The 15,076-nt window shown below is 59.0% G+C and carries 11 protein-coding genes, 4 tRNA genes and 1 pseudogene; 7 read left to right on the top strand and 9 right to left on the bottom strand.

All coding sequences use genetic code 11. From position 1 onward, the window contains the following. Positions 1-35: 35 nt before the first annotated feature. Complete coding sequence (locus ACA072_RS21210) at positions 36-695, bottom strand: transglutaminase-like domain-containing protein (protein ID WP_497620369.1); 660 nt, start codon at positions 693-695, stop codon at positions 36-38. A 248-nt stretch (positions 696-943) separates the two neighbouring features. Here ACA072_RS21210 and ACA072_RS21215 point away from each other — a divergent pair, with 248 nt between their 5' ends. Both ACA072_RS21215 and ACA072_RS21220 read left to right on the top strand, forming a co-directional pair. Then, positions 944-3,391 carry an acyl-CoA dehydrogenase gene (locus ACA072_RS21215; RefSeq protein WP_497620371.1) on the top strand — a complete coding sequence of 816 codons (2,448 nt, stop codon included), beginning with the start codon at positions 944-946 and terminating at the stop codon, positions 3,389-3,391. Positions 3,392-3,456: 65 nt separating this feature from the next. Next, positions 3,457-3,864: a PA2817 family protein gene (locus ACA072_RS21220; protein ID WP_027924016.1), complete on the top strand. Its 408-nt coding sequence runs from the start codon at positions 3,457-3,459 to the stop codon at positions 3,862-3,864. Between the two features lie 190 nt (positions 3,865-4,054). On the opposite strand, the gene ACA072_RS21225 is transcribed toward ACA072_RS21220, so the two are convergent. After that, complete coding sequence (locus ACA072_RS21225) at positions 4,055-5,044, bottom strand: LysR family transcriptional regulator (protein ID WP_497620373.1); 990 nt, start codon at positions 5,042-5,044, stop codon at positions 4,055-4,057. Between the two features lie 90 nt (positions 5,045-5,134). Here ACA072_RS21225 and ACA072_RS21230 point away from each other — a divergent pair, with 90 nt between their 5' ends. The 4 genes from ACA072_RS21230 (at position 5,135) to ACA072_RS21245 (ending at position 9,201) form a co-directional block, all read left to right on the top strand. Then, positions 5,135-5,761, top strand: a complete 627-nt coding sequence (locus ACA072_RS21230; RefSeq protein ID WP_497620375.1) for an alanyl-tRNA editing protein — start codon at positions 5,135-5,137, stop codon at positions 5,759-5,761. 93 nt (positions 5,762-5,854) lie between these two features. Continuing rightward, positions 5,855-6,625 carry a 2OG-Fe(II)-dependent halogenase WelO5 family protein gene (locus ACA072_RS21235; protein WP_497620377.1) on the top strand — a complete coding sequence of 257 codons (771 nt, stop codon included), beginning with the start codon at positions 5,855-5,857 and terminating at the stop codon, positions 6,623-6,625. Position 6,626: 1 nt separating this feature from the next. After that, positions 6,627-7,265 (top strand): LysE family translocator, encoded by a 639-nt coding sequence (locus tag ACA072_RS21240; RefSeq protein ID WP_497620379.1) that lies wholly within the window; start codon positions 6,627-6,629, stop codon positions 7,263-7,265. Positions 7,266-7,461: 196 nt separating this feature from the next. Continuing rightward, on the top strand, positions 7,462-9,201 hold the full coding sequence (locus ACA072_RS21245) for a dipeptidase (RefSeq protein ID WP_497620380.1): 1,740 nt from the start codon (positions 7,462-7,464) through the stop codon (positions 9,199-9,201). Positions 9,202-9,348: 147 nt separating this feature from the next. On the opposite strand, the gene ACA072_RS21250 is transcribed toward ACA072_RS21245, so the two are convergent. The 4 genes from ACA072_RS21250 to ACA072_RS21265 all read right to left on the bottom strand — a co-directional run bounded on the left by ACA072_RS21250 (position 9,349) and on the right by ACA072_RS21265 (position 9,763). Further along, a tRNA-Gly gene (locus ACA072_RS21250) sits at positions 9,349-9,424 on the bottom strand. A gap of 3 nt (positions 9,425-9,427) precedes the next feature. Then, a tRNA-Glu gene (locus ACA072_RS21255) sits at positions 9,428-9,503 on the bottom strand. A gap of 105 nt (positions 9,504-9,608) precedes the next feature. Further along, positions 9,609-9,684 (bottom strand) — tRNA-Gly (locus ACA072_RS21260). A gap of 3 nt (positions 9,685-9,687) precedes the next feature. Continuing rightward, a tRNA-Glu gene (locus ACA072_RS21265) sits at positions 9,688-9,763 on the bottom strand. Between the two features lie 378 nt (positions 9,764-10,141). Between ACA072_RS21265 and ACA072_RS21270 the strand changes: the two genes are divergently transcribed. After that, positions 10,142-10,912: a hypothetical protein gene (locus tag ACA072_RS21270; RefSeq protein ID WP_497620382.1), complete on the top strand. Its 771-nt coding sequence runs from the start codon at positions 10,142-10,144 to the stop codon at positions 10,910-10,912. A 649-nt stretch (positions 10,913-11,561) separates the two neighbouring features. Here ACA072_RS21270 and ACA072_RS21275 read toward each other — a convergent pair. The 3 genes and pseudogenes from ACA072_RS21275 to ACA072_RS21285 form a co-directional block, all read right to left on the bottom strand. Then, positions 11,562-12,443, bottom strand: coding sequence for a methyl-accepting chemotaxis protein (locus ACA072_RS21275; protein WP_497625026.1), 882 nt, complete (start codon positions 12,441-12,443; stop codon positions 11,562-11,564). Continuing rightward, a pseudogene (locus tag ACA072_RS21280) lies at positions 12,423-13,526 on the bottom strand (HAMP domain-containing protein); the annotation flags it as partial. The pseudogene ACA072_RS21280 and the gene ACA072_RS21275, both read right to left, overlap by 21 nt. 108 nt (positions 13,527-13,634) lie before the next feature. Continuing rightward, positions 13,635-15,026 (bottom strand): aminotransferase-like domain-containing protein, encoded by a 1,392-nt coding sequence (locus ACA072_RS21285; RefSeq protein ID WP_497620384.1) that lies wholly within the window; start codon positions 15,024-15,026, stop codon positions 13,635-13,637. Between the last annotated feature and the right edge of the window lie 50 nt (positions 15,027-15,076).

The raw sequence follows: 15,076 nt of genomic DNA on the forward strand, positions 1-15,076 counted from the left end.
CTTTATGGATGAATGCGCAGGCAGCATACGCCGGATCAGGCGCGGCTCAAATCACTCTGCATGTCACCCAGCAACGCCGGCAATGTGTCGCTGAACAGATGCGGATAGCACTTTTGCAGGTGCTCGAAAAAGAACGTTTCGGGCACGTCGGTGAACTGGCCGTGGTCGATCAGGTACTCCATCAGTTGCTCGCCGTCGCGGTTGAAGGGATGAAAAACGCTGTCGTTGATGCCGTCGAATTCCAGCGGCGCCACATTGAACAGTTCGCAGAGTTGCTGGTTGAAGGCCGGCGTCGCCTTGACCCAGCGACCATTCAGATACAGTTCCGTATAGCCATGCATGGCGAACACATCGCTCTTGAGCAACTCAAGCAAACGCGGGGTCGAAAGGTGATTGCGCACGTCCGCCAGGCCGATCCGCGCCGGGATGCCGCAATGTCGCGCGGCACCGGCCAGGAGCGTGGCCTTGGGCACGCAATAACTCTCCCCGGCCGCCAGTGCATAACTGCCGCGCAAGGTTTCAGGGTCGCGACTGAACGTATAGGGGTTGTAGCGCACGGCTTCGCGCACCGCGTAATAGAGGTTGATCGCCTGATCAAGCGGATCGCGACTGGCGCCCCGATGCTTTTCGGCGAACTCCACCACGCAGGGGTGGTCACTATCGATGAAGCGGCCGGGACTCAGATACTCGTGCATGAGAACAATCTCCTGGGGAAGCCACGAGTCTAGCGACACCTCCAGCACAGAGATAACGACGTTTCGGCCAAACATGGGCGCATAGCCGCGTAGGAAACGAACGATTTCCCGGGCGTGTTGCCAACCCAACCTACAAAACTCATCGATGGTTTCCCACGAATTCAATCACCTCGCTCCGACCACCCTGTTTTGCGGATGCCGTCTAAGCTCTGAAGGTTGGTTTTGCCCTGGTTCACGGAGGATTAAATATGCTGCTGTTGTGGATACTGGTTCTGGTTCTCGGGATAGCTTATTTAGCCCACCGTCGCATCGCTCCCCTGCCCGCCCTGTGCATCGTCGCTGCCTATATTGTCGCGATGGGTGCCTTCAGTCACGCTCCAGGCTGGCTGCTGCTGGTTTTCTGGGTGCTGATCGCTGCGGTGGCGGCGCCGTTGTTGCTGCCCGACCTGCGCCGTAAATTCTTCAGCGCGCCGCTGTTCAGCTGGTTCCAGAAAACCCTGCCGCCGATGTCGCAGACCGAACGCGATGCGATCGACGCCGGGACCGTGTGGTGGGACGGTGAACTGTTCAGCGGTCGCCCGGACTGGAACAAGCTGCTTTCTTATCCAAAAGCGCAGCTGAGTGAAGAGGAACAGGCCTTTATCGACGGTCCGACCGAAGAACTCTGCGCCATGGTCACCGACTGGCAGATCGGGCAAGACATGGACCTGCCGCCCGAAGCCTGGACCCACATCAAGGAAAACGGCTTCTTTGCGCTGATCATTCCAAAGGAGTTTGGCGGCAAGGGCTTCTCGGCCTATGCCCACTCCCAGGTCGCGATGAAACTGGCGACCCGCAGTGGCGACCTCGCCTCCACCGTGATGGTCCCCAACTCGCTTGGCCCCGCCGAACTGCTGCTGCATTACGGCACCGACGAACAACGCAATCATTACCTGCCACGGCTGGCCCGGGGTGACGACATCCCGTGCTTCGCACTGACCGGTCCCCTGGCCGGCTCCGATGCCGGCGCCATGCCCGACACCGGGATCATTTGCAAAGGTGAATGGGAAGGCAAGGAAACTCTTGGCCTGCGCCTCAACTGGGAAAAGCGTTACATCACGCTGGGCCCGGTGGCCACCCTCCTCGGCCTGGCCTTCAAGGCCTATGACCCGGACCATTTGCTGGGTGACAAGGAAGACCTGGGCATCAGCCTGGCGCTGATCCCGACCGACACCGCCGGTGTTGAAATCGGCCGACGCCACCTTCCGCTGGGTGCCGCCTTCATGAACGGCCCGAACTCCGGCAAGGACGTCTTCGTGCCGCTGGACTTCCTCATCGGTGGCCAGGAGATGCTCGGCAAAGGCTGGATGATGCTGATGAACTGCCTGTCGGTGGGGCGTTCGATCTCTCTGCCTGCGGTCGGCACCGGTGCGGCCAAATTCACCAGTCTGGTGACCGGTCAGTACGCGCAGGTGCGTGAGCAATTCAACGTGCCACTGTCGGCGTTCGAAGGTATTCAGGAAGCCATGGCGCGCATCGGCGGCAACGCCTGGATGATGGACGCCGCCCGAATGCTGACCGCCAACGCGGTCGACCTTGGCGAGAAACCGTCGGTGCTGTCGGCGATTCTCAAGTACCACCTCACCGAACGCGGCCGCGAGTGCATCAGCCACGCCATGGATGTTCACGGCGGCAAGGCGATCATCATGGGCCCGAACAATTACCTCGGTCGCAGCTGGAATGGCGCCCCCATCTTCATCACCGTGGAAGGCGCGAACATTCTCTCGCGCAACCTGATGATCTTCGGTCAGGGCGCCATTCGCTGCCATCCGTTCGTACTCAAGGAAATGGCCCTCGCCGGTCGTGAAGACAAGGATCAGGCACTCACCGAGTTCGATGGCCTGCTGCTCAAGCACATCGGTTTCGCCGTGAGCAACGCTGCCAGCACGCTGGTGCTGAACCTCGGCTTCGGGCATTTCGAACACGCGCCTGGGAACAAGCTCAGTCAGGGTTATTTCCGCGCGCTTAATCGTCAGGCCGCCGCGTTCGCCATGCTCGCCGACCTCAGCATGATGCTGCTGGGCGGTGAACTGAAACGGCGCGAACGTTTGTCGGCGCGCCTTGGGGATGTGCTCAGCAACATGTACCTCGCCTCCGCCGCGCTCAAGCGTTACCACGACCTCGACTCGCCGGAACACATGGCGCCGCTGTTTACCTGGGCCATGGAAGAAAGCCTTGGCCAGTCGGAACGTGCGCTGGATGAATTGCTGAGCAACTTCCCGAACAAGGTGCTGGGCTGCCTGTTGCGAGTGATCGTGTTCCCATTTGGCCGTCGTCACAAAGGGCCATCGGACAAACTCGGCGCCGAAGTTGCGGCGGTGATTGGCCGGGCCAAGGGCGATCCAACCCTCGAAGAACTGCTTGGCGGTTGCTATCGTCCGCAATCGGCGGATGACGCGGTCGGTGCCCTGCAACATGCCTGCAACCTGTTGAACGCGGCGCAGCCGTTGCAGAAAAAACTGCACGTGGCGCTCAAAAGCGGTCAGGTCAAACCGACTGCCGGTGAACACGTCATCGATGCAGCGCTGGAGGCTGGGGTGTTGCAGGCGGTGGAAGCGCAGACCCTGCGTGAAGCCGAAACCGCGCGGCGCAAGGTGATCGATGTCGATGATTTCGACAAAGAAGAGCTGGCGCTGGCCGACGGAAAGGTCCGCTGATCCTGTAAAAAGGGGCGTGGGGGCTTTATACTCCCGCGCCCGTTTTGCTCTTGAGGACTTATCTCGTGTCCAACGTCGTTGCCGATCATCTTGTCTTGCTCGACCACCTGCGCAGCATCCTGGTCGCCGTAGGTGAGGCCGAACAGGTTCCCGAAGAAAGCCATGCCTTGTTCCTGGAGCGCTTCGACGAACTGCGTGCGTTGCTGCCGGTCGACCCGATCGAAAGCCAATACCTGGGCCAGGACATTCTGTGCCAGGTCATCACTCGTTATCCGCAAATTGCCCACCTGGTCCCGCGCGACCTGCTGTGGTACTTCGCCGGTGACTGCCTGCATTACATGCCCGATGATGAAATCGATTTGTACCAGGCACTGGAAGAGCGTCGTTTCGAAGCCGAACAGAACGACGAACCTTTCGACTGGAACCAGGAAAAACAGCTGCTGGCGATGTCGAACGACGACAGCAAGCACTGATTTCCGATCAGTAATGCAAAAGGCCCGCATGGTTATTCATGCGGGCCTTTTTGTGACATTGCCGAGTGATGGGGTGTCAGGGCGGGCCTATTCGCGAGCAAGCCCGCTCCCACAGTAATCTCGGTTGCTTACAAAGTTTTTGTTTACCTCCAATCTCCTGTGGGAGCGGGCTTGCTCGCGAATAGGCCCGTCAAATTAACCCATCACTCTCGGGAAACTCATACTCCGCGGCGACCTTACCCGCCTTCCCCGGCTTGCCCAACGTCGGCTCCTTCTCCAGGCACTCCACCAGATAATCAATAAACACCCGCAACTTCGGCGGCAAATACCGCGTCGGCGAATGCAGCAACCAGGCGCCGCCATGGTAAGACGCGAGAAAGGTCCAGTCCGGCAGCACTTGCACGATCAACCCCTGCTCCAGCGCATAACGCGCGGTGAAGTACGGCAGACTGCCAATCCCGATGTGCTGCAACACCGCACCCAGTCGCACGCCCGTGTGATTCGCTGCATACCGCCCGCGTACACCGACCGTCACAGCCTTGGTGCCTTTCTTGAATTTCCAGCGCGCATCGCTCGGGGTTTCGCCCAGGTAGATGCAGCTATGGTTGAGCAAGTCGTGGGGATGCGTCGGCGTGCCATGTTCGGCCAGGTACTGCGGTGTTGCGCAGAGCAAATGGTCGATGGTCAGCAATTGCCGCCCGACCAACCCGGCAGGTGGCCGATCAGTAATGCGAATCGCCAGATCAACGTTGTCGTCTATCAGATCCACCTGCCGATCCTCCAGCAACAGCTCCACATCCACTTTGGGATAACGGCGCAGAAATTCCGGCATATGCGGGTGAATTACAAATCGACCGACCGCCTTCGGAACACTGACCCGCACCAATCCTTCCGCTTCATGGGTGAACTGCCCGCTGATTTCCATCACGGATTTGGCCGCGCTGACCATCTCCTGGCAACGCTTGAACACCTCTTCACCACCGTCACTCAAGCGCAGTTTGCGCGTGGTTCGTTGCAGCAAACGCGTGGCCAGCGCCTTTTCCAGACGGGAAATGCTGCGACTCACCGCCGAAGGTGAAGACCCTAGCTGACGAGCCGCCTCGGAAAAGCTGCCGGTCTCGACAACCTTGACGAAGATCGCCATTTCACCGAGCAGAGGCAGTGGAAGATTTATGCTCACAGCGCAACAGTCCTTTGATGTTTGAACGGATTATCACGCAATTCCACGCTTCATATAATAAAAAAAGAAACTTTAATGAGGACATGGAATATGACGCTTCGCCTCTTTTTCCATAGTGATGACCTCAAGGCCAATGTGGAAGTCCTGGAATGCACGCCCCAGGAGAACGAGTTTGCGGTGGTGCTGCGCGCCACGCTGTTTCACCCCCAGGGTGGCGGTCAGCCTTGCGATACCGGCTGGATCGGCGAAAGCCAGGTCCTGCGCGTGGTCCAGGATCCGGACCGGATCATTCACTTTGTCGACCACCCGGTGAAGCTCGGCATGACGCAGATTCGGGTAGACGAGCCACGTCGCCAGTTCAATTCGCGCATGCATTCAGCCGGTCACCTGATCGGTCATTTTGTCCAGGCCCTGGGCTGGATGCCGATCAAGGCTCATCACTGGCCGGGCGAAGGTCGCGTGCAATTCAAACCGGCAGAGTCGGCAAAAGAGGTGGAGGCCGAGATGATTCATCACGCCATCGAGCAATGGGTTGCGCAGGATCTGCCACGTCTGACGTCGATGCGCGAAGGCGCCCGGGAAATTGGTTTCGGTGAACTGCCCGCCTACGGCTGCGGCGGCACCCATGTACGTAGCCTGAAGGATTTGGGCACGGTCACGATCGCTTCCCTTTCACTGAAAAAGGGAACGCTGTCAGTCCACTACAGCGTGGATTGAGCATTTTGGCGATGGCGTCCCCGTCATCGCCTGACGCCCGGGAGAGCCTGCATTCGCGGGTTCTGTTGACTATCTGATAGATGGACCTAAGACATGATGCTTGACGTCGAGCGTCTCGATGAGACGTGCATAAAAAAACTGGCCAACGAAGAAGTCCTCGCCATCCGCGTCAAAGGCCTGTTGCCCCGGCCGCTGGCGATTCAGATTGGCGACAAGATCCTCGCCCCGGGCTTCGAAGGCTATATCAATGCGCCGAGCATCGGCCGCATCGGCATGGCGTTTTATGAAGCGGAAAACCAGCCACTGCTGATCGAGGATTATTTCGATCATGCCTCGCGCAACATCGAGGAGTTGCGCAAACGCTGCGCACCCTACTCGTCCCCGGTCGACACCCTGCGCTGCATGCTCGACGAGTCCTGGCCAGCGGGTGCGCATCTGGAGAATCTCTACGGTCGCAAGATGTATGTCGGATTGTCCCGCGTGGTGAAACCGGGTGTGTGCTTCCTCGCCCATCACGACATTTTCGCCAAGGACGCCCCGGACAGTTACCAGGCCAAAAGCCTGGAAGCACAGTTCGCCTGCAACGTTTACCTGAACATGCCCAGCGAAGGTGGCGCCTTGCAGATGTGGGACCACGACATTTCCCCGGATCAATTCGACGAAATGCGTGGCGACAGCTACGGCATCGACCCGGCCTTGCTCGGTACTCCGACCCTGGAGATTCGTCCTGAGCCGGGTGATTTCATCATGTTCAATTCGCGCTGCATGCACTCGGTGACGCCGGGCGTAGCGGATCCGCGGCTGAGCCTTTCGTTCTTTGTCGGTTATCGCGGCAATGCTTCACCCCTTACTTTTTGGAGTTGAGATGTTTTCGAATTACCTGGGCGAGTTCCTGGCGCTGGCGACCATTCACTTTCTGGCGGTGGTCGCACCCGGGCCGGACTTCGCGGTGACCATCCGTCAAAGTGTGCGATTCGGCCGATTGGTCGGGATCTGCACGGCGCTGGGCATCGGTGCGGGGATTTCCGTGCACGTGCTTTACACCCTGCTCGGGGTCGGGGCGCTGATGCACACAACGCCCTGGTTGTTAACCGTGGCCAAGGTGGTGGGCGGCGCCTACATTTTGTACCTCGGTGTCTGCCTGTTGCGCAGTAAACCCAAGTCCGCGCTTGAAGGTGAGAAAGTCGCGGAGGAGCCGATTGTCGAGCAAACACTGCTGAAGGCGTTCACCACCGGTTTTCTGACCAACGCGACCAACCCCAAGGCGACGCTGTTTTTCCTGGCGATTTTCACCACGATCATCAGCGCCACCACACCGCTCAAGGTCCAGGCGCTGTATGGAGTGTGGATGTGTTTTGTGAACGCGCTGTGGTTCGTGATCGTCGCGCTGTTCTTTTCCAGCGCCCGGGTGCGATTGCTGTTCATGCGCATGGGGCATTGGTTCGAACGCACCATGGGGGTGATTTTGATCCTGTTCGCCGGACGCCTGATTCTGTCGATGTAAAACCTGCGCCCATGCAAAAGGCCCGCTCAGTCAGACTGACGGGCCTTTTTCGTTTCTGCGCCGCTTTCGCATTTCTGTGCGACAGATCCCACTTCGGGGCTCCCGCAACACTCCGTTACAGTGTTAGGTTGGAAACGTTTCTGTCTTAACGATCAGAAACTTCTCACAAACTGCCTGCAAAGGAATGCCCCCAGCAATGAATTTCTCACTCAAGCACCTGGCTGCGTCAACCCTGATTCTGGCCAGCCTTTCGTCGTTTACCCTGACAGCGCAGGCCAACATCACTCCGCAACAAAGCGCGGCGATCCTCAAGTCCTTCAGCGACGCATCGGTCACGGATTTCCGGCAATTCCTGGGAGGCCTGGCCAAGAGTGACCTCGGTAAAACCGACAATCTCGGTCCGGCCATCAGCGCCTTCCTCGGCAACAAAACCCTTGCGCCAGAGCAGCAGAACGAAATCCATCGCCTGCTTGGCCTCTACGCACGGGTTAAATACGGCGCCGCTGCCACCGAGACCCTGCGCGAGTTGGTGGCCATCCCGACCTTCCGCGTGGACGGCGTTGATCAGCACGACAATCCCGAATTCATCAAGATCGCCGACAAGATCAAGGGCCTGGCCCAGGCCTTCAACCTGAACTTCCGCAACATCGACAATCGCGTCTATGAAATCACCCTTGAAGGCAGCAGCGATGAAGTCGTGGGCATTCACGCGCATGCTGACGTAGTGCCGGTGACGCCGGAGAACTGGGTCCTGAAAGACGGCACCAAACTCGACCCGTTCAAGGTCGCCCTGATCGGCGACCGCATGTATGGCCGGGGCACCGAGGACGACAAGAACGGCATCGTGGTAGCGCTTTATGCGATGAAGATCATCAAGGAGGAGAAGTTGCCGCTGGCGCGCAATTTCAAGCTGCTGGTCGACACTACCGAAGAAACCACCGGCGACGCCATTCCTTATTACTTCGAACACAACCCGACGCCCAACTACAACCTGGCGCTGGATGGCGGCTACCCCGTGGTAATTGCGGAGAAAGGCTACGGCACCGTGATGGCGAACTTTGCCAAGCGCAAGGCTGAGGGCACGGGCGCCGAAATCATCTCGATGACCGGCGGCATGGCCACCAATCAGATTCCGTCGACATCGGTCGTCACCCTTTTGACTGAGAAGCCTGCTGAATTGGCCGCCAGCCTGCAGAAGGCCGGCGCCGATTACGCCAAAAGCAATGGCGGCAACTTCGACGTCACCGCCAAGGTCGATGGCAAGGACGTGAAGCTGACGGTCACCGGCGTTTCCGCCCACTCCTCGGAGCCCGAATCCGGCGTCAACCCGGTGTCCAGAATGCTGGTCTTCATCAACAGCCTCGACGGCAAGGTCGCGCTCAAGCACAACCACATCACCGATGCCGCCCGTTACGCTGCGGACAACTGGGGGCTGGATTACCTGGGTAGCCAATTGGGGGTCGGTTTTTCCGATGCCTTCATGGGGCCACTGACCGCGTCGCTGACTTATGTGGCCATGGATGACAAAACCTTCAAGCTCGCGGTCAACCTGCGGGTGCCGAAGGGCAAGTCCCCGGAAACCCTCAAGACCGAAATCGCCGACAAGCTTGGCGCCTGGAGCAAGAAGACCGACGTTGCGGTGGCCTTCGATTACTCGATCGCCGAGCCGATGTACCGAAATCCTGAAGGCGAATGGGTCAAGGCCTTGCTCGCTGTGGCCAGCGAAAACCTGGGTATGGAACACAAGTACGGCACCTCCGCCGGCGCCACCTCGGTCCATGAATTGCCCAATGGCGTGCAATTCGGCCTGGCCCGGCCCGAGGTCAAATACACCGGGCACACCGACAACGAGTTCAAGACGGTTGACCAGTTCCTGCTGGACCTGCAGATCGTGACGGAGATGATGGGGCGCATCGGGCAGTTGCCGAAGCTCTGATCGCCTTTCGGACCCGCTGCTATGGCGGGTCCGACGCGTGGTCTTTTTGATTCCAGCACAAACAGAAAAAGGACCTTGAGGTCCTTTTTCATGGATGACGCACAAACAAAAACGCCGCTCATCACTGAGCGGCGTTTTCGTTAAATATGGAGCGGGAAACGAGACTCGAACTCGCGACCCCGACCTTGGCAAGGTCGTGCTCTACCAACTGAGCTATTCCCGCAAATGGCGTCCCCTAGGGGACTCGAACCCCTGTTACCGCCGTGAAAGGGCGGTGTCCTAGGCCACTAGACGAAGGGGACACGCTAACTGAAACACATGGTGTGTATTTCAGTGCCCAAATCCGCATCTTAAGATGTCGGCTCTGGTTTCACTCAGCGCTGCCCGAAAGCAACGCTGCTTAAAATTGGAGCGGGAAACGAGACTCGAACTCGCGACCCCGACCTTGGCAAGGTCGTGCTCTACCAACTGAGCTATTCCCGCTTATGGCGTCCCCTAGGGGACTCGAACCCCTGTTACCGCCGTGAAAGGGCGGTGTCCTAGGCCACTAGACGAAGGGGACACACGTACAACATTCACTCCCTACCGCGTTTCGCTGTGTGCTTTACGCTGTAAGTGGCGCGCATTCTATGGATGGATTGAGGGGTCGTCAACCCCCAGATATAAATTTATTTAAATCAATGACTTCGCCCTGCTTTCAGCCGGGATTCCGGCTTTTCCGCCTGCTGACCTTTGGCGGCTATATTCTGGCAACCACCAAGGCGTTATAGTCCGCCGCCGAAGATGATGGCAATGTGATCCACCTTTGCCAGCATTTATATAAGTCGAACCACGGCCGATATAAAGACAGCCACAACCGATTCAACTCGTCGAGCGGCCCTATGCGCCCAAATGCCAAGCCACTACACTCGATCGCGAACCCTATAAAGAGGTCTTACCGGTGACACCACTCATGATCACCCTGCTAGTCGTAGCCGGGATCGCACTATTGATCGCCATTGGCTACATGAACCATGTGGTGGAAAACAACAAGCTGGAAAGGGCCCGTACCAAGGTTGAACTCAACGACCGCTTGCGTCGCTGCGGCGAAATCACCGAGACCTTCCCCGGTCAGTTGATGACACCGGCGCTCAAGCTGCTGTTGACCCGTCTGGAGCTTAACGTTTGCCAGCGTTTGCTCAACCTGGAAAAAACCAGCGCCAACCTCAGGGCCCGGATTAGCGAACTGGAAGCCCTGGCCGCGCAAGGCGAATCGATCCCGGTCAACAACCCGCCGGCACCGATCCAGACCGAAGCCAAGGCCAAGGACGTGCGTTTCCTGCTCGAAGCCCTGCACGGCCAAATCACCCGCGCCGCGCAGGACGGCTTCCTGCCGACCAACGAAGCCAAGCGCTGGATCCGCGAAGTGCGCCACATCCTGGTCCTGCTGCACATCGAATTCTTCAACAACCTCGGCCAGCACTGCCTGCAACAAAACCAGCCAGGCCAGGCCCGCCTCGCTTTTGAACGCGGTGTGCAATACCTGCGTAAACAACAGGAACCGCAGGTCTACGCCGAACAACTCGAATATCTGGAAAAACTCCTGGCTCGCGCCAACGCCATGGTGATGGACAACATCGCCGCTGTTGAAAGCGAGACCAACCAGTTGAACGCAGGCCTCAAGGAAGTCGAGGCGGATGCGGACTGGAAGAAGAAAGTGATTTACGACTGATCCGAAGCAGCAAAAAGAAGCCACCGCGAGGTGGTTTTTTTTTTGAGTTGGGTTTGGTGGTTGAGTACTGCCGGAGAAGAGATTGGTCGGCTGTCAGGCCGCCATCGCTGGCAGGCCAGCTCCCACAGTGGAATTTTGTACATCCGCAAGATCTTGGTCGGCTGTCAGGCCGCCTTCGCGGGCAAGTCGGATCGCCGCACCGCTCGCTCCTACAGGGGGTCGGCGTACGCGCTTCGCTTTTCACCACTCAATAGGCCGAGCGTTAGCTCGCCTGCTTTTGATTTTGATCTGCCCGCCCCTTTCGGGAGGCTGAGTGGAGGTGTTCATCCGGGGAGTGGCGCGCAGCGCCGTTCGACGCAGTCGAACACGCTGCATGTAGGTCGTCGCGAAGCAGACCGGAGGGCAGTGTCCCCGGATGGATACCGGAGCGAAGGAACGCCGAGCCTAGGCGAGGGGCCGGACGTTTGGGGCGAGACCTTTGGTTACTTTGGGGCGTTTGCCAAAGTGACACGCCGTAAGGGCGGAACCATTAGCAGCCGTTACCGCAGGAATGGATATGTACACATGAGGGAAATAGGTCGGCTATCAGGCCGCCTTCGCGAGCAAGCCCGCTCCCACAGTAGATCTGTGTACATATGCGGGGCCCAGATCAGAGCCGAAAGTGCCCGACCATCCGCTTCAACTCAACCCCCAGCTGCGCCAGCTCAATACTCGACGCCGCATTCCCCCGCATCGCCAACGAAGACTGATCCGCACTCGCCCGAATACTCGTCACACTGCGATTAATCTCCTCAGCCACCGAACTCTGCTCCTCGGCCGCCGCCGCAATCTGCTGGTTCATCTGCTGAATCAACGACACCGCCGCCGCAATACTCCCCAGCGCACTCTCCGTCTGCAATGCATCACTCACCGCCAGCTTCACCAGCTCACCACTGTTCTGAATCTGCTGCACCGACGACTGCGCCGCCGAACGCAAGGCACTCACCAGGCGCTCAATTTCCTCGGTCGATTGCTGAGTGCGCTTGGCCAACGCCCGAACCTCATCCGCCACCACCGCAAATCCCCTGCCCTGCTCGCCGGCCCGGGCCGCCTCGATCGCCGCATTCAGCGCCAACAGATTGGTTTGCTCGGCAACACTCTTGATCACACTCAGCACCGTGCCAATGTTCTGAATTTCCGCACTCAGACTTTCGATGCTCGAACTGGCCGACGTCGCCGAGTCTGCCAGCTGTTCGATGCGCGCCATGCTCTGACGCACCACTTGCTGGCCACTTTCAACCTTACCGTCCGCGGTTTGCGCAGCCTGAGCAGCTTCCTCCGCGTTACGCGCCACATCGTGCACCGTCGCCGTCATCTGATTCATCGCCGTGGCGACCTGCTCGGTTTCTTCCTTCTGGCTACTGACCTCAAGGTTGGTCTGCTCGGTCACCGTCGACAGCGATTGCGCCGAACTCGCCAACTGCTCGATACCGGCCTGCAAACCGCTGACGATGGTGCTCAGCCCCGCCCCCATCTGTTGCATGGCCTGCATCAACTGGCCGATTTCGTCACGGCGCGTCACTTCAACCGTCGCACTCAAATCACCCGCAGCAATCTGCTGAGCGACACGAATCACACTGCGCAACGGCGCCACGATCAACCGGGTAATCACCCACGCTGCAATCAACCCGACCAGCAACGCCAGGGCTGAGGAGCCGATGATCAGCATCGAATTCTTTTTCAGCTCGGCCTGCATCGACTGGTCTTCGGCGACATAAGCCTGATCGACCCGCTCCACCACTTGCGCCGCACGCTGGTGCAGTTGCTCGTAGACAGTTTTTTCCTGGGCCAACAGGCCGGTGTATTCCGTCAGTTTCTCGCTGAAACTGTTGATGTGACCCGCCACTTCATTGAGGACCGTCTGATAGCCCTCATCCTTGACCGTGGTCTTCAACTGCTCGGCCTGAACCTGCGCCTGTTCGGCCTGTTCTATCTTGCCCTGCCCGGCGCTGTCATCGCCCTTGCGGCTCTGGTCCAGACGCACACGCGCTTCGTTCATGGCCTGCAGCATCAACCGCGACACCTGGCTGACCTGATTGGCCTGCTCGATGAACTGCCCTCCATCCTTGCCTTCGGACTCCTTCAAGGTATAGGCGCCGTCATCGGCAAGCCCTGCTTGCAGGACATCAAGGTTATTGGCCACGCTGGACACCGACCAGCTGGCCATTTCCAGGGCCAGGTCCTTGGCCTGACTCAGCGAGACGAATTCGTCGAAAGCCTTGCGATAGGCCCCCAGGGACTGCTCGACGTCATTCATCACCGGCACGTTGGCCGCTGACGCAGCCTTGAGCTGCGTGGCCAAGGCGATCAGGCCATCAACACCCTGGCGCAGGGCATCGGCGGTTTTCGGGTTGCCGTGCAAGGCGTATTCCTGTTCAAGCAGTCGCACCTTGAGCAAACCGCTGTTGAGCGACGACATCTGCTTGAGCCCGTCGAAGCGCTGACTGATGGTTTGCAGGGACCAAACGCCGATGGCTGCCACCAGGGCCGTCAGCAGCAGCACCAATACAAACCCGACACCCATTTTTTTTGCCATACCGAGGTTGGCAAAACGTCCTTGCACGGCCGAAATCATTGCACTTAGTCCCCTGACATAGTCTGTTGACGCAGATTCGCAACGGGCATTCGCCAGCACAAGTCTCTGGCGTCGGAATAATGGCAAAAAGCTACGCCCACGTCGTTTTCAGAACGTTTTAGGTCGATTCGCAGCGGTTGCCTGAAAAAACGCCCGAGCGCGGGGATCGCAGGCATAAGCCACGTTGATGCGTTGCCAGTCACTGGCCTGTCCCCCAGGACTGAAGGCTGTGGCAGAAGACAGCAGCACACCGCAGCGCCGGGCCTGTTTGCGCACCTGAGCGTAGTCGGACATGCGCGATCGCGCCCAGATGAACAGGCCGCCGGCCGGCTTGCCGAAAACCTCCCATTCAGCGTCTTCAAGCACTTGCAACGCAGCCTCTCTGTCCATGTTCAAACGCTGGCGCTGACGCTGGACCAGTTTGCGGTATGCGCCGCTGGTCAACAGGCAAGCCAGCACCGATTCGCAGAACCTCGAGGCCCCCATGCTGCTGATCATCTTGACCTCGGCCAGTCGCGATATCACCCCTTCACCGGCCACGACAAAGCCGACCCGCAATGAACTGCTGAGGGTTTTCGAGTAGCTGCCGACGTAGATGACGTTGTCATCGATACCCAACGCGGCGAGGCGAGTGCCCGGGCCACAATGCAAATCTGCATAGACGTCATCTTCAATCACCAGCACGCCATGGGTTTTGGTCAATTGCAAAACCTGCTGCGTCACCGCGGGCGCCAGGCAGCTGCCCGTCGGGTTGTGGTAGAAGCTGTTGATGAATAGCGCGCGGGGCCTGTGCTTCAACAGCAACGCTTCAAGCTGCGCTGTGTCGGGTCCGCGCGGGTTGCGCGGCACCTCGATCATGGTCACGCCATGCAGCCTGAGCAAGTCGAATAACAACGGATACCCCGGACTTTCCACCACCACGCAATCACCCGGCTTGAGCAAGGTACGTACGATCAGGTCGAGCCCCTGACTGGCACCTGCGGTGGTCAGAATACGGTTTTCGTCCACCTCGATACTGAGCTGTTTGAGGCGTTTGAGGATTTGCAGGCGCAAGGCAGGCAGGCCCAGTGCCGTGCTGTAGTTGAACAACCCGGCCATGTCGGTCCGGCTGACCTGACGAATCGCGTAGCTCAGGTCGTCCGTTTCGCGCCAGCTTTCGGGCAACCCGCCACAGCCCAGCTTGAGTTCGCTCGAGTGCCCGCCCTGCTGCACTTGCGCCCCTTCGAACCACGGGCAATCCTGTTGTTCCGGAACGGCCACAGCCGGCGTGGCAACAACGAAACCGGCGCCATGCCGCGAAGCCAGAACGCCTTGCGTCACCAGCCGCTCACAGGCTTCGATGACGCTGGATTGACTGAGCAGATTGGCCCGCGCGATGTGCCGCGCAGAAGGTAAACGCGTCCCGGGCAGCACCTCGCTCTGACGGAGCCAGACGGCCAACGCGTCGACGATTTGCTGTACGACCGGCACCAATGCCTGTCGATCGATTCTCAATTCCATGAGCAAGCAAACTCCTGTCCATTTGCGGAAAACAGTTAATCACAGGTCTG

Source organism: Pseudomonas sp. LBUM1656, assembly GCF_059716065.1.